The sequence below is a fragment of the Sphingobium sp. LB126 genome, from assembly GCF_002795205.1.
Classification (GTDB): domain Bacteria; phylum Pseudomonadota; class Alphaproteobacteria; order Sphingomonadales; family Sphingomonadaceae; genus Sphingobium; species Sphingobium chungbukense.
On the sequence record NZ_NETV01000001.1, the window covers coordinates 2466703 to 2486028 of the forward strand.

Consider the following 19326-nt stretch of genomic DNA (forward strand, 5'->3'; position numbering starts at 1 on the left):
CCGGGATTTCCACCGAGAAGTGACCCGCCTGATATTATGTTTCGGATGTCATTGATGGGTCAAGGTGCAGGTTTCTCCTTTCTGGGTTTGGCCTGGTGGGCCGAGCTGTTTTTGAACCGGAAGCTGTCGTTGCCGGTTTCCAGGATATGGCAGTGATGGGTGAGCCGATCGAGGAGCGCGGTGGTCATCTTGGCGTCACCGAACACGGTGGCCCATTCGCTGAAGCTCAGGTTGGTGGTGATGATGACGCTGGTGCGTTCGTATAATTTGCTCAGCAGGTGGAAGAGCAGTGCGCCGCCTGATGCGCTGAACGGCAGATAGCCTAGCTCGTCGAGGACGACGAGGTCGGAGTGGACGAGCCGGTTGGCGATCTGCCCGGCGCGCCCCTGGGCCTTTTCCTGTTCCAGGGCATTGACCAGCTCGACCGTGGAGAAGAAGCGGACGCGCTTTCGATGATGCTCGATAGCCTGAACACCCAGCGCCGTGGCGACATGGGTTTTGCCGGTGCCCGGTCCGCCGACCAGCACGATATTGTCGGCAACGTCGATGAAGTCGCAGCGGTGCAACTGGCGCACCAGCGCCTCATTCACCTCGCTGCTGGCAAAGTCGAAGCCGGCGAGGTCGCGATAGGCGGGGAACCGCGCGACCTTGAGCTGATAGGCCACAGACCGCACCTCGCGTTCGGCTGTTTCGGCTTTCAGCAACTGGGAGAGGATCGGCACCGCCGCCTCGAAGGCGGGCGATCCCTGCTGCATGAGGTCGGTCACAGCCTGGGCCATGCCGGGCATTTTCAGGCCGCGCAGCATCACGACGAGGGCGCCGGTGGCGGGATCATGACGCATGACGGTTCTCCCGGCGCAGGGCATCGTAGCGTTCGACATTGGCCATCGGCTCACTGACCAGCCTCAACGCCTGTGGCGCCGTCACCGGCGGCGTCGAGAGCGGCTTTCCATCAAGCAGCCGGTGCAGCAGGTTGAGGATGTGCGTCTTGGTCGGAACGCCTGCATCCAGCGCCATGGCGACGGCGGTCAGCACCGCCTGCTCGTCATGATGGAGGACCAGCGCCAGGATCTCGACCATCTCCCTGTCGCCGCCGGGGTTGCGCAGCAGATGCCGTTGCAACCGCTGGAAGGCATCGGGCAGTTCGAGGAACGGCGCGCCGTTGCGCAGGGCGCCGGGCTTGCGTTGAACGACGGCGAGATAATGACGCCAGTCATAGACGGTGTGGCCGGGACCATCATGGGATCGGTCGATGATGCGCTGATGCTCGCATATGACCTGTCCCTCTGCGACGACCAGGAAGCGATCGGGATAAACCCGAAGGCTGACGGGCCGATTGGCGAAGGACGCCGGAACGCTGTAACGGTTGCGTTCCAGGTGGATCAGGCAGGTTGGCGAGACCCGTTTGCCATATTCGACAAAGCCATCGAACGGTCTGCCCACCGGCATCAGGCTTTCCACTTCATCGCCCCAGGCATCGGCGACCGAACCCGGTTCGATCCCGTGCGGGATATCCTGCCACAGCGCCTTGCAGCGCTCCTCCAGCCACAGGTTCAGGGCATCCAGGCTTTCCGCCTGCGGCGTGGGTTGCCATAGCCGATGACGGGCATCCTGGACATTCTTCTCGACCTGGCCCTTTTCCCAGCCCGCTGCCGGATTACAGAACTCGGCCTCGAACAGATAGTGACTGACCATGGTGAGGAAGCGGTTGTTGACGTTGCGCTCCTTGCCGCGCCCGACCTTGTCGATGGCGGTGCGCATATTGTCGTAAATCCCACGGCGCGGAACGCCGCCCAGCACGCGGAATGCGTGATTATGGGCATCGAACAGCATCTCGTGGGTCTGGAGCAAATAGGCCCGCACGAGGAAGGCCCGGCTGTAGCTGAGCTTGAAGTGCGCCACCTGCAGCTTGGTGCGCACGCCGCCGATGATCGCCCAGTCCTCGCTCCAATCGAACTGGAATGCTTCCCCCGGTGCGAAGGACAGCGGCACGAATGTCCCGCGCCCGCTCATCTGTTGCTCACGACGATAATCATCGCGCCAGTCCCGGGCAAAGGCCGCCACCCGATTGTAGGAGCCGTCATAGCCCAGGCTGACCAGATCAGCATGCAGCTGCTTCATCGTCCGCTTCTGCTTGCGGGTCCGACCCATCTCCCGTCTCAGCCAGGCTGACAGCCGCTCCGCGAACGGGTCCAGTTTGCTCGGCCGATCGGGCACCTTGAACCGCGGCTCGATCGTGTCCGAACGTAGATATTTACGGATCGTATTACGTGACAGCCCGGTACGCCGCGCAATCTCGCGGATCGAAAGATGATCGCGGAAATGCCAGCGCCGGATAACGCTCAATAACGCCATGTCCAACACTCCATGACCCCTCGCTCGTCAATGCCAGGGGTGAGTTCAACATGGGTCACTTCTCAGTGGAAATATCGGCCCTTCCCGGGTCACTTCTCAACGGTAATCAACACAAAGGTACAAAGGAGAGAAAAGCATAAAGCGCCACGCCCGCTGAAAGCAGGCCGATATTATGTCGCCCGCTATTCACCCAGATCCGCTTGAGGATCGACTTCCAGCCCGCCCAGTGCAGCTCACGCGGCGTGTCGGCAGTAGCGCCCCTTTCAGCCGCTTGATCCTGCTGATTTGCTGACGACATGCCTCCTCCCGATCCAACCTGAAAACTGAGGACTAGTCAGCAGGCGCATCGGTTCCTGCAGCTTCAACGGTGGGCAGTGGCTCCGGCCGCCGCAGATCGTCATGAACGACTTCGGGCGCAGGATAATCCGTCGTTTAGCGAGAAACGGTCACTCTGCGTCAACAAACCAGACGTTTGGCGATATCCGCTCGGCCGTCATGATGCGCAGATGGTCAGGCAGGGCCGGATCGATCGATGAGGCCGCTGTCGAGCAGCGGCGCGGCATCGATGTTTTGCGCGTCCATCAGCATCGCCAGCCGCTCGACCGCTGCAAGGATCATGGCCTGTTCCCATGGTGGAAGTTGGTCGAACCGCTCCGTGAATATGGTCTGCAGCAAGTCGGGAGCGTTGGTGAGCGCGCCAAAGCCTGGAGGAAGCGCGGAGAGGATGAACTGGCGCTTGTCGCGTTCGTTGCGCCGACGCTGAACGAAGCCCAGTTCCTGGAGACGGTCGACGACGGTGGTGATGGTCGCCTGGCTGAATTGCAGTGCGTGGGCGATCTCGCTGGGCGTTGCCGAATCACTGGAGGCGATCTCACGCAGGACAAGCCATTGCGAGGGGGTCAACCCCGTCACATTGGCAAGACGGCGGCTGCCGATTTCGGTGGCACGCAGGACGCGGCGGAGGGCACGGAGCGTAAGCGATGCGATGTCGGAACTCATGAAGGAAACATAGAAAGGACGGGGATTTGAAGCCATGCAAATTCCTTCGGTAGACAAAGTATTTTTATGGATTCTTTATACGCTGAAGAATTGAAAAATTGCATTCCGGTTGAAAAATGGCTCAAAATCGCTTAAATCTGTCGACGACACGAGGGGGTGAACCTGACATACGCAAAAATATAGTTCGGGAGATAAAGCATATTTAAGACAGATTCCGATGCGGCCGCGAAGCCGCCACGGACGTTTGCGCGCCCTTCGCCGGCCCGTACATCCCATTTCCAGTTTCGCAGGCCCGTCGCCACCGACGGCCCGGCGGTCACCATGCTGATCGCACATTGTCCGCCGCTTGATCCCAACTCGGCCTATTGCAACCTTCTTCAGTGCACGCATTTCGCCGACAGCTGCATCATCGCCGAACGGGACGGCGTGATAGCGGGGTGGGTTTCGGGATATCGTCCTCCTTCGGAACCCGACAGCTTCTTCGTCTGGCAGGTGGCCGTAGCAGCCGCCGCGCGAGGCCAGCGGTTGGGCGGTCGCATGATCGAGGCGCTGCTCGATCGCCCATCAGCCGACGGCGTCACCCACCTCATCACCACGGTGACGGTGGATAACGGCCCGTCCTGGGCCTTGTTCGAGGGCCTCGCCCGTCAATGGAGCACGGCCCTTTCCAAGAGCGCACTGTTCCACCGCGACACCCATTTTGCCGGCGCGCATGCCACCGAATGGCTTGCCCGCATCGGCCCGCTGCCCCGTTCATCGGGCAGCCCAACCCAAGGAGAAATGGCGACATGATCACCACCCTTCCCCGGCCCACCATGCGAAAACCGGACATCGCCCTTTACGAGCGCCGCGAGTCAGCCGTGCGCAGCTATGCCCGGTCCATGCCGCGCCAGTTCACCAAGGCGCAAGGCGTCTGGATGCACGACAATCAGGGAGGACGCTATCTCGACTTCCTCTCGGGATGTTCGACGCTGAACTATGGCCACAATCATCCGGTGCTGAAGCAGGCGTTGCTCGACTATATCGGGTCCGACGGCATCGCCCACGGCCTTGACCTGCACACCGATGCCAAGGCGGCATTCCTGGAGACGCTGGAACAGGTCATCCTGACGCCCCGTGGCCTTGACTATCGGGCGATGTTCACCGGGCCGACCGGCACCAATGCCGTCGAAGCCGCGATCAAGCTGGCGCGCAAGGTGACCGGGCGAGAGCTGGTGATCGCGTTCACCAATGGCTTCCACGGCATGACGCTGGGGGCGCTGGCCTGCACGGGCAATGCGGCCAAGCGGGGCGGCGCGGGCGTGCCACTGAACCATGTCGCGCATGAACCCTATGACGGCTATCATGGCCCGGATGTCGACACCGCCGAACTGCTGGAGCGGCGGCTGTCCGATCCATCGAGCGGGCTGGACGCCCCGGCCGCGATCCTGGTGGAGACCGTACAGGGCGAAGGGGGTCTGAACAGCGCGTCGCCGCAATGGTTGCGCGCGATCGCCGCCATCGCCAAGCGCCACGGCGCCCTGATGATCGTCGATGACATCCAGGCGGGCTGCGGGCGCACCGGCAGCTTCTTCAGCTTCGAGGGCATGGGGCTCACGCCCGACATCGTCACCATGGCAAAGTCGCTGTCGGGCATGGGCCTGCCTTTCGCGCTCACCCTGTTGCGTCCTGAACTCGACCAGTGGTCGCCGGGCGAGCATAATGGGACGTTCCGGGGCAATAACCACGCCTTCATCACCGCAACCGCCGCGCTACGCCACTTCTGGAGCGACGCGCGGTTCCCGCAGGACGTTGCCCGGCGCAGCAAGCAGTTGGACCGGCGCCTGACCGCGATGGCGCAGGAACACGCCCTCTCCACGCGCGGGCGGGGCATGATGCGCGGAATCGATCTCGGATCGGGTGAGATTGCCGCTGCGGTCACATCGACTTGCTTCGATCGCGGCCTGATCATCGAAACCAGCGGCGCGCATGACGAGATCGTGAAGGTCCTCGCCCCGCTTGTCATCGACGACGCCACATTTTCGGCCGGACTGGACATTCTAGAAAACAGTATCCGCGAAGTCCTGTCCATACCCGTCGGCGTCGCAGCAGAATAAAGGAATATAGATAATGATCGTTCGCAAATTGCAGGACATTCGCAAGTCCGATCGCAACGTGAAGTCGGAGCAGTGGGAAAGCGCACGCCTGCTGCTGAAGGATGACGATATGGGTTTTTCCTTCCACGTGACCACGATGTATGCCGGTGAGGAGATTCACATGCATTACCAGAACCATCTGGAAGCTGTGTTGGTGCTGAAAGGAAACGGCACGATCGAGGATCTGGGCACGGGCATCACCCACCAACTGGCCTCGGGCGTCATCTATGCGCTCAATGCCCATGACAAGCATATCGTCCGGCCCGCCACTGACATATTGTGCGCCTGCGTCTTCAACCCGCCCGTCACGGGCAAGGAAGTGCACGACGAAAGCGGCGCCTATCCGGCCGAAGCGGACATGATCCGCGAGGCCGCGCTTACGAACTAATTCTTACGAAAAAGGGGGAAGTCCCTTGCAAGACATCTACCCATCCCGCCATGCGAAGATGGCCGAATTTCTGCCGCGCCTCGATCCGGTCGTTCACAGCGAATGGGCCGATGGCGCGCCTATTACCCAGGCCCAGACCGCGCAGTTCGAAAGCGACGGCTATCTGGTGCTGGAAAATCTGTTTTCCGACGAAGAGATCGCCTTCCTCCAGCGGGAGGCCGGCAAGCTGCTGGCCGATCCCGACGCACTGGAGGAGGAGACGGTCATAACCGAACCGGGCGCGCGCGAAATCCGTTCGATTTTCAGGATCCACGCGCAGAGCCGGGTGCTCGCAAGGGTGGCGGCCGACGAGAGGCTGGCCAGTGTCGCGCGCTTCCTGCTGGGCGACGACGTCTATATCCACCAGTCGCGGCTGAATTATAAGCCCGGCTTTCAGGGCAAGGAATTTTACTGGCACAGCGATTTCGAAACCTGGCATGTCGAGGATGGGATGCCGCGCATGCGGGCGCTGTCCATGTCCATATTGCTGGCGGAGAACACGCCGCATAACGGCCCGCTGATGCTGATCCCCGGATCGCACCGTAGCTTCCTGACCTGCGTGGGCGAAACGCCGGAGGATCATTACCGCATGTCCCTGAAACGTCAGGAATATGGCGTGCCGGACGAGGACAGCCTGGCGGAACTGGCGGACAAGCATGGCATTGTCGCGCCGACGGGGAAGCCGGGATCGGTCGTCATCTTCGATTGCAACATCATGCATGGGTCGAACGGCAACATCACGCCCTTCCCGCGCGCCAATGCCTTCCTCGTCTATAATGCGGTGAGCAACCGGCTGGCCGCGCCCTTCGGCGTCGACAGACCGCGTCCGGACTTCATTGCCGCACGGGGCAAGCCGGAGGTGATCATGCCGATTCCCGGGCCGTTGATGCAGGAGGTGCCGGCATGAGCGGCCATAGCGTCGAAAAGATCGGCGGCACGTCGATGGCCGCCACCGCAACCTTGTTCGACAATGTGCTGATCGCAGGCCGCAAGGGCGCCGGTCTCTACAACCGCATTTTCGTCGTGTCCGCCTATGCCGGGATGACGGACCTGCTGCTGGAGCATAAGAAGAGCGGCGAGCCGGGCGTCTATGCCCGTTTCGTGGCGGATGAAGGCGCCGATGGCTGGCGCCGGGCGATGGAGGCGGTGCGCGACGCCATGCGGTCGCGTAATGCGGAAATGTTCGCGCGCAGCGAAAGCCTGGCCCAAGCGAACGCCTTCATTGATCTACGGATCGACGCCGTGGCCGCTTGTCTGAACGATCTGGCCCGGCTGCGCAGTCATGGGCGCTTCTGCGTCAAGGAGCAGCTGGTGACGGTGCGCGAGATGCTCGCGGGCCTTGGCGAGGCGCATAGCGCCCATAGTACGGCGCTGCTGCTGCAGGACCGCGGCGTCAATGCCGCCTTCGTCGACCTCACTCTATGGGACCAGCAGGATATGCGCGGGCTGGACGAACGCGTCACCAGCGCGCTGGGGCCGATCGACCTCACCTCCACGCTGCCGATCGTTACCGGCTATGCCGGGTGTAGCGAGGGCATGGTGCGCCGCTATGCGCGGGGCTATTCGGAAATGACCTTTTCCCGCATCGCGGTGCTGACAGGTGCCCGCGAGGCCGTCATCCACAAGGAATTTCACCTGTCGAGCGCGGACCCCAAGCTGGTCGGCACGGACAAGGCGCGCAAGATCGGGCGCACCAATTACGATGTCGCGGATCAGCTCGCCAATCTGGGCATGGAGGCGATTCATCCCGGCGCGGGCCGGGGACTGCGCCAGTCGGGCATTCCGCTGCGGGTGCGTAACACGTTCGACCGCGAGGATGGCGGGACCCTGATCTGCGGCGATTATGTGTCGCAAAGTCCGCGGGTCGAGATCGTGACCGGCATCCGCCATGCACAGGCGTTGCAATTTTTCGAGCAGGACATGGTGGGGGTGAAGGGCTATGACGCCGCCATCCTGGAGGCGTTGACCCGGCATGGTGCGTGGATCGTCAGCAAATCCTCCAACGCCAACACCATCACCCATTATCTTTCGGCCGACGCCGCCACAGTCAAACGGGTGATCGATGATTTGCAGCAGCGCTTTCCCGAAGCCTCCATATCGGCGCATCCCGTTGCGATGGTATCGGTGATCGGCAGCGACATATCGCGGCCATCGCTGGTGGCGGACGCGCTGGGCGCTTTGGCGGGCGAAGGCATCGGCATCATCGCGATGCAGCACCAAATCCGCAATGTCGATGTGCAGTTCATCGTCGATGTCGCGCATTATGATGCCGCCGTGCGCGTGCTTCACCGCGGGTTGGTGGAAGATGGCGAAGATAAGGCGCAGGAGCAGCGCGCCGCCTGAACGGTGCGCCGATCCATCCCATGTTGATTGCCATCCAACCCGTCCGCAGCCTTTTGCTTTCCATCTTCATGCTGATGGCGGGCAGCGGCTTCCTGGCGACGCTCATCAGCCTGCGGCTGGAGCGCGCGGGCAGCGGCACGATGACCATTGGCCTCGTCGCGACGGCCTATTTCGGCGGCCTCATCATAGGGTCGCTGCGGGCGGCGAATGTGGTGCGGCGCGTGGGGCACATCCGTGCTTTCGCGGCCTTCGTCGCACTGCTGTCAGCCAGCACGCTGGCCTATGCGCTGCTGACGCATCCGCTGTTCTGGATGCTGTTGCGGCTGGTTGATGGAATTTGCGTGGCCGGCGTCTTCGTGTGCCTGGAAAGCTGGCTCAATGACCGGGCCGAACCGCAGACGCGGGGCAGCGTGCTGGCGGCCTATATGGTCGCGCTCTATTCGGGGCAGGCGATCGGCCAGTTGCTGCTGGGCGCGAGCGGCGGGCTGCCCGCTATCCCCTTTCAGATCGCATCCATCCTCATTTCGCTGGCCATCATTCCCCTCTGCCTGACGCGCAGTTCGGCTCCCACGCCGGTTGAGGCGAGCGCCTTTTCGATCCGGTCGCTGCTGGCCGCATCGCCGCTGGGCGCATGGGGCGCGGTGGCGACGGGGCTGATGCTAGGCGCCTTTTATGGCCTGGCGGCGGTACATGTGCGGAGGCTGGGGCTGGGCCTCGCCGAAACCGCGCGCTTCATGATGATCGTGATCCTGGGCGGTGTGGCGCTGCAATGGCCGTTGGGGCGATTGTCCGACCGGCACGACCGTAGGCGGGTGATCGTCGGCAGCTTCGGTCTGGCGGCGCTGGTCAGTGTCGCGCTCTCGCTGACCGGGGAGAGCCTGTTGCTGATGATGTTCGGCGCGCTGTTCGGGGGATTGAGCTTCGCACTCTATCCATTGTGCGTCGCCCATTGCAACGACCGGCTCCTTGAAACTGAGCGGGTCGCGGCGAGCGGCCGGCTGGTGCTGCTCTATTCGATCGGCGCGGCGCTCGGGCCGGTGCTGGCTGCGAGCTTCATGACCATGGCGGGCACGGGCGGACTATTCCTCTTTATCGCCCTCGCCGCCGGGCTGGCGATGATGGTGGGCCTCTGGCGGCAACGGGCGTCCGACCCCGTGCCCGACAATTACCGGCAGGATTTCCAGATCATGCCCCGCACCACGCCCATGGCCGCGCTGCTGGACCCCAACAGCGCCGATGAGGGCCTGACGCAAGGACACACGACATGACCGCGATTTCCACGCCTGCCGCGGCGTCCTGCGCTCCTGCGCCGGGGCAGGCCGCCACGCTGCGCCGCGCCATCGCCGCTTCGGCCATGGGCAATGCGACCGAATGGTTCGACTATGGCATTTATGCCTATGGCGTGACCTATATCTCCGCGGCGCTCTTTCCGGGCGACATGGACGATGCCGTGCTGTTCGCGCTGGCGACCTTCGCGATTTCCTTTCTCGTGCGGCCGCTGGGCGGGCTGTTCTGGGGGCCCCTTGGGGACCGGCTGGGGCGAAAGTCGGTGCTGGCCCTCACCATATTACTGATGTCGACCGCGACCCTGGGCGTCGGGCTGATCCCCGATCATGCGAGCATCGGGCTGTGGGCGCCCGCCCTGCTGATCGCCCTGCGCATGGTGCAGGGCTTTTCGACGGGCGGCGAATATGGCGGGGCGGCGACCTTCATGGCCGAATATGCGCCCGACGATCGGCGAGGCTTCTACGGCAGCTTTCTGGAATTCGGGACACTGGCGGGATTTTCGCTGGGGGCGGCGCTGATGCTCGGTTTTTCGCTGATGCTGGGCGACGCCGCGATGCATGCCTGGGGATGGCGCATTCCGTTCCTGGTCGCGGCGCCCATGGGCCTCGTCGGCATGTATCTGCGATCCAGGATGGAGGATACGCCAGTCTTTCAGGCAGCGGCGGCGCTGCATGATGCGGGACCGTCCTCGCCCGGCCTTGGCCTGCTGATGCGGCGATACTGGCGGCCGATGCTGGTCGTGGGTGGACTGGTCGTCGCGCTCAATGTCGTCAACTATACGCTGCTCAGCTATATGCCGACCTATCTGCAAAGGCGGATCGGTCTGTCGAGCGACGAGGCGCTGATCGTGCCTATCATCGGCATGCTGCTGATGATGGTCTTCCTGCCCTTCGCCGGGGCATTGTCGGACCGGGTCGGCAGACGGGCGATGTGGCGGGTTTCGCTGATCGGCCTATTGGTCGCGGTCGTGCCGCTCTATCTGCTGATGACGACAGGGCTTGTGGGCGCGATGATCGCCTTTATCGCCCTGGGGCTGCTCTATGTTCCGCAGTTGGCGACGATATCGGCGACCTTCCCCGCGCTCTTTCCGACGCAGGTGCGCTTTGCGGGGTTCGCCATCGCCTACAATGTGTCGACGTCGATTTTCGGCGGAACGGCACCGGCGATCGGGAGCGGGCTCATCAGCCTGACCGGCAATGAGCTGATGCCGGCCTTCTATATGATGCTGGCATGCATCGTCGGACTGGTGGCGCTGCGCTTCATGCCAGAGACGGCGGGTCGATCCCTTTATGACGATCCCTTTGCGGAGAAGCAGGCTTGATCACCAATCTCCCCGTTTCCAACGAGAGCCTCGACGTGCTGGCGCACGCCTATGTGCGCGAGCCCTGGATGCAGAGCGGACTGGCGCTGCTGCTGCTCGGCGCCTTCGCCTGGATCGCCAACTGGGTGGCGAAGCGCATCGTGCTCAAGCTGCTCCTGCGCCTGCTCAATCACCTGCCCTTCCAGATCGAGGCCCAGCATATCGGCGCGATCGTGGCGCGTCTGTCGAATATCGTGCCCGCGCTGGTGATACAGGCCGGCATCGGCGCTGTACCGCATCTGCCGGTCGAGGCGATCACCTTGATCCGCAGCCTGTGCACAGCCTTCATCATCCTGACGATGGCCGTCGCGCTCAGCGGTTTCCTGGCCCTGCTCAATGACCTCTACCAGCGGCGCCCGAACGCCGCCAACCGGCCGATCAAGGGCTATGTCCAACTGGGAAAGCTGCTGGTCTATGGCGGCGCCGCGATCCTGATCATCGCCGCGCTGATGGACCAGTCGCCGCTGCTGCTGCTGTCGGGCCTTGGCGCCATGGCAGCAGTGCTGATGCTGGTGTTCAAGGACACGATCCTGTCGCTGGTCGCCTCCGTCCAGATCGGGTCCAACGACATGGTGCGCGTGGGCGACTGGATCGAGATGCCGCAGTTCAACGCGGACGGCGACGTCATCGACATCGCCCTGCATACGGTCAAGATCCAGAATTTCGACAAGACGATCACCACCGTCCCGACGCATCGGCTGATTTCGGAGAGCTTTCGCAACTGGCGCGGCATGGCGGAGTCGGGTGGACGGCGCATCATGCGGTCGTTGATGATCGATCAGCGCAGCGTGCGCTTTCTGGACGAGGACGCCATTCAGAAGATGGCGCAGTTCGCCGTGCTGCGCCCCTATCTGGAGGCGAAGAGGCGGGAGATCGAAAGCTGGAACGTCGAGCATGGCGCGGACGGAACCGTCAACGGAAGGCGGCTCACCAATATCGGCACCTTTCGCGCCTATGTGTTCGCCTATCTACAATCGCGCAGTGACATCGCGCAGGACAAGACGTTGCTGGTGCGCCAGCTCGCCCCCAGCGAAAACGGGCTGCCGCTGGAAATCTACGCCTTCGCCAACAGCACGGTCTGGTCTGAATATGAGGGCATACAGGGCGACATTTTCGACCACCTGATCGCGATCCTGCCGGACTTCGGCCTTCGCCTGTTTCAGCGTCCGGCTGGCGCCGATCTGGCGGCGCTCGCTGCTGCCTAAGGTCCGATGTCGATGGCCTCGGGTTGCGACTTGCGGCCTTTGCTGTTGAAACCCAGACGCTGGGCCACGGCATCGTTCCAGCCGTAGGGATCGGTCCGAAAGGCGATTGCGCCCGAGGATCTGACGAAGACATTGCGGTAGAGCAGGCGCACCGGAATTTCGCGGGGCAGGTCAACGAACCTTTCCTGCCCGGACTCCCGCGCCGCCAGCCACTGGTCGAGAACGCCCTCATCTGAAGCCAGCAGCTGCGCGAAGCCCAGCGCATCCTCGACCCGGACGCAGCCATGGCTCAGATGGCGCTCGCTGCAATCAAAATAGATGGAATGCAAGGCAGCGGGATCGACGACCCCATGCGCAAGCGCGGAAGCATAAGCGAGCGCAAGGCGCGTCAGATTCAACTCGCGATCGATCGTGCTGTCCGACGAGGATGGCGGGGTGCCGAAGTCGATGCGATCGAGGCCATGCCTGGCGCGGCCATCGAGCGCGGCAAGCAGTTCCTGTTCGGCCGCCGTCGTCCAGACCGCCCGCCAGCCCGCTGCCGCATAGAAACTGCGAACCTGGTCATCCTGTATGGCTGCGCGCAGATGCGCCTCTGGCAACACAGCCTGCGGCTGCGGTGCATATAGGGCGTCCGCAGGAAAAGATGGCGCCTGCGTGTTTGCAAGGCCCGCCCCTAGGATGGCGATAATCGTCAGAATGGCAAGGCGAAATCGGCAAAAGCGCATGTTCTTATGAACGGTTTATACCGGGTATTTCTCCCTCCCTGGCACGGAAAGGACCGCTATGGTGTTCGATAACCGACAGGGCCCTCTGTGCGTGATCGTGCCGGGGCGGATATCGCAAGGCAGCGCAGGCGCGCGATCCACAGGGCCACAGGAGCGCCTGTCATGAAGGCCCACTTTCTACGCCTGGCCTGCATATAGCATCAAAGCTACTGATTCCTGCCATCGATCATGGCTGGCGCAGCCATGTTGTTGGCGGGGGCGATGGTCTGAATGGACAGCTATTCGGGAGGATAAGGATGAGTGCTGCGCGTCATCGCGCATCCGCAAAGCTTCGCCGATTTCATGGACCGTAGCCGTTGAGCCGGATGGCGAGCCCGGCGACGACCACACCGGCAGAAACGGCGGCGTCGACCGCCATGTGAAGGAAGGCACCCTGAATATTGATGTCGCCCTTGGGACCCGACATGAACAACGGCGCTGTGGCCATGTTAACGGCGATCCCGTGCCCGCGCCGTGATCCCAGACCGTCCTAGAAGGGAAAGAACCAGTGGATTGCGGCGACGGCCGTCGCCCAGGTAATGAGATTGAGCGGCAGACCCACCTTGGTGAAATCGAGATAGCTGTATCCGGCCATCTGATAGACCAGCACATTGGTCTGATAGCCGAAAGGGGTGGCAAAGGCAGCGCTGCCCGCCATCATGACGGCAACGAGAAAAGGCCGCGGACTGACGCCCAGGCTTTCCGCCAGCGCCACCGCGATCGGCGTCACCAGCACGGCCACGGTGGCGTTGGAGAGCAATTCGGTCAGCACCAGGGTCGCGCCATAAAGAAGAATCAAAGCACCCAAGGGTCCGAAAAGGCCGACCTTCCCAACCAGCGCGTTCGTAGCCGATGCGGCGAGGCCGGTCTGTTCAAGCGCGATGCCGATGACGACCATGCCAACAATCAGCATCAGTATTTCCGGCCGCAGGCCGCCATAGGCCTCCTCCGGGCGGATCACGCGGAGCAGAATCAGCAGTACCGCGCCAGCAAAGGCCGAGGCTGCGATGGGCGCTATGTTGAGCGCCGCCAGCGTGATGACCCCCACGAAGATGGCCGTCGATGTCAGCGCCTTGGTCAGCGCCAGCGGCCGTTGCACAGCAAAGTCTTCTGTTTCGCCGATTGCGTCCCCGGCAAGGTCGAGATGGCTGACATGATGCGGGAGCGCGGCCTCTACCCGGCCAAGCGCCGCTGGCAAGGGTCTAGCAAGCAGGCGGCCGGAAAACAGGAAAAGATAGAGGCCCCCTGCCGCCGCGACGACGAGGCCCACCGGTGTGATCTCGAATATCGAGAAAGGCGGCTGCCCCGAAGACCGCGCCATATCGTCGACGAGAAGATTGGTGGAGGTCCCGATCAGGGTGCAGCAGCCCCCCAGAACCGCCACATAGGAGAGCGGCATCAGAAAGCGCTTGGGATCGAGCCTGAGCGATTTCGCCACGTCCCGCACCACAGGCGCCGACAGTACGACGATCGGTGTGTTGTTGAGAAATCCCGACGCTCCGCCGCACAGCAGGATCAGCAGCCAGATCCCGAGCGCGCCGATGCGGCGGCAGAGCGCGACCGCCTTCGTTATCAGCAAATCGAGAAGGCCCGACAATTCCATGGCATGGGCGATGACGAACAGGGATGCGAGCGCAATGATCGCGGGGCTACCGAAGGCGCCTTGCACCTCGCTCGGGCGGACGGCGCCGGTGAGCAGCAGCAGCGCAGCGCCCGCCAGCGCTACGACGTCCGCGCGCACCTTGTCCCATATCAGTGCGACAATCACACCGGCGAGCACTAAGAGTGTGACAAATTGCTCAAGCGTCATTGGCTTCGGCTACCATAAACCGGCGAACGGAGGAGCAGAAATGCAAAAAAACAGCATTTTTCTGATCGCCAGGGGTCAATTTGCCCATCGCTATCTGCTAGGCTGCCGCCCATGGCCGAACAGAATTTCCGGTGCCGCATCCTGTCCCATCTGATCGCGGCCGCAGCGGGCTCTGCGCTGACCTTCCTCTTCGTGCAGAAGGAGATCGCGCGAGAGCCGACCGATGACAAGCCGGCGGTTCAGGAACAAGCGCCAGTCGTTGAGGTTCCAAAAGTTCCAGTGATTCCTGCGCCAGTCCCTCCACTCGATCGGGGAGGGCTTATCGCCGCGGCGGCCAGCGCCGCCGATGCGGTGGCGAGCGGCTCGGCCGTCCCGCAATCCAACGCCGCGCTCGTGGGCCGATCCTTCATCCTGCGCATGCCCTTCGGGTGCGGTGGCGAGATGGCGGACAGCGAACAAAAAGCCGAATGGGCCGGCTGGGCCTTCAATCCCAAGAGCCGGGCGCTTCGGCTGGTGGCAAGGGGCAGCAACCTGGCCGACGCGGAATGGATAAAGCAAATCGCCGGTTCGATGGAGTTCGACGCGGCAGAGGGCTTCTGGCTGCGCCGTCCCTGGACCCGCGCGGAGCGATGTGGAGCGAAAGGCCCCGCGCTATCGGATGCAATCCTCGACCCTGCCGCACAGCGCCTGGCGATCGCCCAATTCTATTCCCCACAGAGTTCCCGGACTCTCAGACGGGGCGACCGTCCTTATTCGGCCACGGTCAAGCTGGAGGAAGGCGAAGGGCCCTCCCCACTTGGCTACCAGCTGCAGCTGGAAGGGAAGCTGTCCGGCTTTCCCGATGGCCAGGCGGTTCACTGTTCGCAGGACAACCCATCGGTTGCTCCCCGCTGCGTGATTGCGGTCGAGTTTGAACGGGTAGCGTTCGTGGCGCCCGGAAAGGACGAGCCGATCGTCGAATGGCGCTGAGCAAGGCCAATGCTCTCAGCGCGCCGGGAGCATGTCTGCCCCCGACCGCGCCGATCAGGTAAAGGATCAGCCCACCATTGCAGATTGAGCGAGAACCTCGGCCGATGGTTTGTTCGCGGCGTCGACGGTTCCATCCGCGATCATCGCCTTCGACATGGTCGCAGCTTCGGCCTTGAGCGCGGAATCCGCGTTCGTCTGGCTCGCGCCGATCAGCGCGGCGAGCAGCAGGTTGCGGTTCACCGGGTTCGACTGTTCAGCGACGGACTTGCGCGCGAGCGGGATCGCTTCGGCATAGAGCGGGGCGGCGCCCGCCTTGTCCTGCCTGCCAAGTTTGAAGTTGCCCACCTGAATCAGAATGCCGGTCAGTACGCCCCTGCTCTGCGCATCGGCAGGCTTGGCGGTCACGACCTGGCGCCAATAGGGCAGGCTTTCTTCGTACAGCGGCGCGACGGCGTCTAGCTTTTGCAGCGCGGCATTTGCGGCCGCCGTCGCATAGAGCGCGTTGGCGAGGAAGTTCACATTGTCGATCTTGTCGGGCTGCGTCTTGACCGCATCGCGGATCGCCGGAAGCGCGGCTTCATATTTGGCAAGCGCGCCCGCGTTGTCGCCCTTTTGCTGCGCCTGCTGGCCGGCGGTAAAGTCGGTGACCGCCTTGTTGAAGGCCAGGATCTGTTGCTGGCTGAGGGTGGGCGCTGGCGCCTGGGTCGCTGAGGCGGGAGCAGCCGGCGCCGGGGAGGTCGCCGATTCCTGTGCCGCAGCCGGCAAGGCGACCGAAAGGCAGAGGGTGGTGAGCAAGGCTTGATGCATTGATTTTCTCCGGTTGGATGGGTCCGCGTGGGTTCCAACTCCGCACACGGGGCACGGTTGCTTCGATGAAGGAGGGGTTGCTGATGATCTTGTTGGTTCGGGGAAAGCCCCGCACATCATCGAACGATTCCGTCATATCAAGATGACGGTGCCCCCATTCGCGGCCTCGACAGAATGGGAATTCTGGACCAGTTCTTCGAGGAACTGATTTTCAGGCAGTCGTTGCCGAGCCATACATATGGCTTCGTGAACCAAGGTCGCATAAAGCTGCTGACGGGTTTCGACGCTGCCGGTCTGTGCATCCAGTTCCGCAAAGCCCTTCGTCAGCCGCTGCACTATCAGCGAGCGAAACGATTGCACATCGGGAGCGTCCAGCCAGTGGGTCGTGATCACATCTTCGTTCAAGTCGAATGGACCTCATCTCTTCAGGGAGATCAGGATAGCACGCCTTGTCGCAAACCGTTTTTATGACATTTAAACCCCGTCCTAGTTCATCCTGATAATCGCGCGGGTAACATTACCCATCAGCCGCATGCGAACCGGGATGGGTTCATGTGTGCTTGCGATCATGACCGCAACCGCATAGCGGTGGCCGTCGGGCGAAACAAGGATGCCCACGTCATTATAGCCCGTGGAGAGACTGCCCAGTTCCTGTCCCGTGCCGGTCTTGTGAGCGAGCGTCCATCCGGAACGAAGGCCGGAGCGCAGACGGAGCGGGCCCGTCCTGCTTGCTCTCATAAGGGCAAGCAGGTGGTTGGTGGACTTTCTGCTGAGCAGTTCGCCTCGCTTCAACAGCGCCAGTCCCAGCGTGATGCCGTTTGCCGACGCTCCGTCATAGGGCGCGGCGAGATAGCGCTTGAGCGCGCGGTTCCGCGCCGCATAGGGCATGGCGGCGCGCGCCTTGAGAAACCCCCAGCCGCCGGCCCATTCGGGCCGCCATTTCAATCCCGCCGTCTTCGCCTGCAATTCGCGCTCGCCAGGCCCGAAGCCAACATCGTCGATATCTTTGCGCGCCAGCATGTCCCGCACGGCTTGCGGGCCGCCTACCTTCCAGAGCAATACATCATTGCAGCTGTTCGCGCTGCGCGTCAGGGCCATCTCAAGCAATTTGCCCACCGTCGTATGATAGCCCGCCTTGGTCACAAGCGGGCGGATCGGCTGATGAAAGACAGTCAAGTCCGATCGCCGGACTGTGACCGGATCGGAGAGCGATAATTTGCCCCTGTCGACCGCATCCATGACCGTGATGGCGACCCATAATTTGCTCACACTCTGCTGCGGGAGTGGCGCGTCTCCGTTCGATGAGAGGGTCCAGCCTTCATCGATGTCCCGCACGGATATTCCGACGCGGCCCTTGAACGATGCGCTGAGGCCCTGGACCGCGTTTAACAGATCGGCGGGCGGCTGCACTGTCTGACCATGGCGCACCACCGGTACCGGAGCCGGTTCGCTGCGCGGCTTCGTCAAAGGCGCGGCTCGGGCAACAGGTTCCAGCCGTCCCCCCGCCGGAACACATCCCATGAGCAAGGGCAACAGCAATGAGGCCGTTAGGAGGCGACGTGAATTCGTGATCGGCAAAATGAGTCCCTTTTTCGCGATCCGCTGGAGGCGGGGATGCAGGTTTGGCAAACCAGATCAACCGTTGGCCGCATCGGGGCAACCGTTCAACGCAGATGTCGCGCGCTGGCAGCGCCCGAACCTGATAGGATCGAATTGCCGAACTTTTCAAGGCCTTGCGGTAGCCGGTTTTGCCGCCCGCCGATCACATGGCTCGCGACTGGAGCATTCAAGGACAGTCTATGCACAAACATCTTTGCGGATCGGTTCTGTTGCTGCTTGTGGCGCCGCTCCCGGGCTATGCCGCTCCGCTTCGGCAGAGTACGAAAGTGCTGGCAAACGATGCGGCGACCGCCTTTTCCGATCGCCAAGTCCACGCCTATGCGTCGGCCCTGCTGGAAATCGAAAAGATGAAGCGCGCCGTTCAGTTTCGCGCCGCAAAGCTCTCGATAGATCAGGCAGCATTGCTGAAATCGAGAGCCAGTGCCGAGACGATGAACATATTGGCGCGTCATGGCCTTGACGTCGAAACATTCAACCAGATTTCCGCCAAGGTCGATAAGCAGGGGCGGCTTCGGCACAAAGTCAAGCAGCTGATGATGGAAGAACAATTGTCCATCTGAAGCATCCGATGGCTAATCTGCACCGATTGCCTTGGAAGCCATCATTCCGAGAATTTCCAGCCTGTATGGCTTTGCCAGCATCGGGCCAAATTTCTGCAGGTCCGGCGGCAGATCGGAGGGATCCCGCCCCCCGGTCGTGATCAATATCTTGACGCAAGGCCATCGTTGGTGCGCCAGTCGAACAAGATCGAACCCGTCAAGTGTTCCCGGCATGTTCACATCGGTGAAGAGAAGATCGACTGCCCCGCCCAGTTCCTCCATCAAGGAGATGGCTTCATCCGCATCACGCGCCGAAAAGACGGTGAATTCCTGATCGACGAGAAAGTCGCAGGCGTTCATGTTGACGAGCGCCTCATCCTCGACCACCAGGATGATCATGGGCCGGCTGAAACGCGGCCTACCACTATATTCAGGCGTTGCGAAAGGCGCAGTCACGATCGAACGGCCCCAACAGTGACTTCGCAATATCGGCGACTAATGCTCGCCGCGGTACAGCCTTTCATTATCTTGCGCCCCCGCCGACCGGTCCCTACCCCGTCGGTCAGTTTCTCCGCTACAGCATAATCGGCAAAGCTGTTATTATAGGTTTTTTATGCATGGACCCGCTCGCTGCGCCTTCCTAGATTTGGCGAAATGGCGACGATGGCGGTCTGGAAAATGATGATAAGCAGGCGCGATCAAACGC

The 19326-nt window shown here is 62.4% G+C and carries 20 protein-coding genes and 1 pseudogene; 10 read left to right on the forward strand and 11 right to left on the reverse strand.

What is annotated here, in order from left to right:
- Nucleotides 1–59: 59 nt before the first annotated feature.
- The 4 genes from istB to CAF53_RS12075 form a co-directional block, all read right to left on the reverse strand.
- Nucleotides 60–842: an IS21-like element helper ATPase IstB gene (gene istB, locus CAF53_RS12060; RefSeq protein WP_100236963.1), complete on the reverse strand. Its 783-nt coding sequence runs from the start codon at nt 840–842 to the stop codon at nt 60–62.
- Nucleotides 832–2355 (reverse strand): IS21 family transposase, encoded by a 1524-nt coding sequence (gene istA, locus CAF53_RS12065; protein ID WP_100236964.1) that lies wholly within the window; start codon nt 2353–2355, stop codon nt 832–834. The genes istB and istA overlap by 11 nt, the downstream gene beginning before the upstream one ends.
- A gap of 106 nt (nt 2356–2461) precedes the next feature.
- Nucleotides 2462–2653, reverse strand: coding sequence for a hypothetical protein (locus tag CAF53_RS27530; protein ID WP_197707399.1), 192 nt, complete (start codon nt 2651–2653; stop codon nt 2462–2464).
- Between the two features lie 212 nt (nt 2654–2865).
- On the reverse strand, nt 2866–3390 hold the full coding sequence (locus tag CAF53_RS12075; RefSeq protein WP_197707400.1) for a MarR family transcriptional regulator: 525 nt from the start codon (nt 3388–3390) through the stop codon (nt 2866–2868).
- A 162-nt stretch (nt 3391–3552) separates the two neighbouring features.
- On the opposite strand from CAF53_RS12075, the gene ectA reads away from it, so the two are divergent.
- From ectA to CAF53_RS12115, 8 genes are read left to right on the forward strand one after another with little or no spacing between them, the layout of a single operon-like run.
- The gene (gene ectA / locus CAF53_RS12080) at nt 3553–4146 is read left to right on the forward strand and encodes a diaminobutyrate acetyltransferase (protein WP_100238180.1); all 594 of its coding nucleotides are present in this window, start codon (nt 3553–3555) and stop codon (nt 4144–4146) included.
- Nucleotides 4143–5450 carry a diaminobutyrate--2-oxoglutarate transaminase gene (ectB, locus tag CAF53_RS12085; protein ID WP_100238181.1) on the forward strand — a complete coding sequence of 436 codons (1308 nt, stop codon included), beginning with the start codon at nt 4143–4145 and terminating at the stop codon, nt 5448–5450. The genes ectA and ectB overlap by 4 nt, the downstream gene beginning before the upstream one ends.
- Before the next feature lie 13 nt (nt 5451–5463).
- Complete coding sequence (locus CAF53_RS12090) at nt 5464–5877, forward strand: ectoine synthase (RefSeq protein WP_100238182.1); 414 nt, start codon at nt 5464–5466, stop codon at nt 5875–5877.
- Between the two features lie 25 nt (nt 5878–5902).
- A complete protein-coding gene (gene thpD / locus CAF53_RS12095) occupies nt 5903–6823 on the forward strand; it encodes an ectoine hydroxylase (protein WP_100238183.1) in 921 nt (306 codons plus the stop codon).
- Nucleotides 6820–8259: an aspartate kinase gene (locus tag CAF53_RS12100; RefSeq protein ID WP_100238184.1), complete on the forward strand. Its 1440-nt coding sequence runs from the start codon at nt 6820–6822 to the stop codon at nt 8257–8259. Before thpD ends, CAF53_RS12100 begins: the two co-directional genes overlap by 4 nt.
- A 20-nt stretch (nt 8260–8279) precedes the next feature.
- Nucleotides 8280–9527, forward strand: coding sequence for an MFS transporter (locus CAF53_RS12105; protein WP_100238185.1), 1248 nt, complete (start codon nt 8280–8282; stop codon nt 9525–9527).
- On the forward strand, nt 9524–10867 hold the full coding sequence (locus CAF53_RS12110) for an MFS transporter (RefSeq protein WP_100238186.1): 1344 nt from the start codon (nt 9524–9526) through the stop codon (nt 10865–10867). Before CAF53_RS12105 ends, CAF53_RS12110 begins: the two co-directional genes overlap by 4 nt.
- The gene (locus CAF53_RS12115; protein WP_100238187.1) at nt 10864–12111 is read left to right on the forward strand and encodes a mechanosensitive ion channel domain-containing protein; all 1248 of its coding nucleotides are present in this window, start codon (nt 10864–10866) and stop codon (nt 12109–12111) included. Before CAF53_RS12110 ends, CAF53_RS12115 begins: the two co-directional genes overlap by 4 nt.
- On the opposite strand, the gene CAF53_RS12120 is transcribed toward CAF53_RS12115, so the two are convergent.
- From CAF53_RS12120 to CAF53_RS12130, 3 genes and pseudogenes are all read right to left on the reverse strand, one after another.
- A complete protein-coding gene (locus CAF53_RS12120; protein ID WP_242443429.1) occupies nt 12108–12713 on the reverse strand; it encodes a hypothetical protein in 606 nt (201 codons plus the stop codon). The genes CAF53_RS12115 and CAF53_RS12120 overlap by 4 nt on opposite strands.
- A 487-nt stretch (nt 12714–13200) precedes the next feature.
- Nucleotides 13201–13344: pseudogene (locus tag CAF53_RS12125) on the reverse strand (cation transporter); the annotation flags it as partial.
- 21 nt (nt 13345–13365) lie between these two features.
- Nucleotides 13366–14685 carry an SLC13 family permease gene (locus tag CAF53_RS12130; RefSeq protein ID WP_100238188.1) on the reverse strand — a complete coding sequence of 440 codons (1320 nt, stop codon included), beginning with the start codon at nt 14683–14685 and terminating at the stop codon, nt 13366–13368.
- 111 nt (nt 14686–14796) lie between these two features.
- On the opposite strand from CAF53_RS12130, the gene CAF53_RS12135 reads away from it, so the two are divergent.
- Nucleotides 14797–15654, forward strand: a complete 858-nt coding sequence (locus CAF53_RS12135; protein ID WP_100238189.1) for a hypothetical protein — start codon at nt 14797–14799, stop codon at nt 15652–15654.
- A gap of 66 nt (nt 15655–15720) precedes the next feature.
- Here CAF53_RS12135 and CAF53_RS12140 read toward each other — a convergent pair whose 3' ends face one another.
- The 3 genes from CAF53_RS12140 to CAF53_RS12150 form a co-directional block, all read right to left on the reverse strand.
- Entirely contained in the window at nt 15721–16461 is a 741-nt protein-coding gene (locus CAF53_RS12140; RefSeq protein WP_100238190.1) for a hypothetical protein, read from the reverse strand.
- 132 nt (nt 16462–16593) lie between these two features.
- Nucleotides 16594–16866, reverse strand: a complete 273-nt coding sequence (locus CAF53_RS12145; RefSeq protein ID WP_100238191.1) for a hypothetical protein — start codon at nt 16864–16866, stop codon at nt 16594–16596.
- Between the two features lie 81 nt (nt 16867–16947).
- On the reverse strand, nt 16948–17928 hold the full coding sequence (locus tag CAF53_RS12150) for a serine hydrolase (protein ID WP_242443430.1): 981 nt from the start codon (nt 17926–17928) through the stop codon (nt 16948–16950).
- Between the two features lie 332 nt (nt 17929–18260).
- Between CAF53_RS12150 and CAF53_RS12155 the strand changes: the two genes are divergently transcribed.
- Nucleotides 18261–18641, forward strand: coding sequence for a DUF4168 domain-containing protein (locus tag CAF53_RS12155; RefSeq protein ID WP_100238192.1), 381 nt, complete (start codon nt 18261–18263; stop codon nt 18639–18641).
- A 12-nt stretch (nt 18642–18653) separates the two neighbouring features.
- Here CAF53_RS12155 and CAF53_RS12160 read toward each other — a convergent pair whose 3' ends face one another.
- Nucleotides 18654–19007: a response regulator gene (locus tag CAF53_RS12160; protein WP_242443431.1), complete on the reverse strand. Its 354-nt coding sequence runs from the start codon at nt 19005–19007 to the stop codon at nt 18654–18656.
- Nucleotides 19008–19326: the final 319 nt, after the last annotated feature.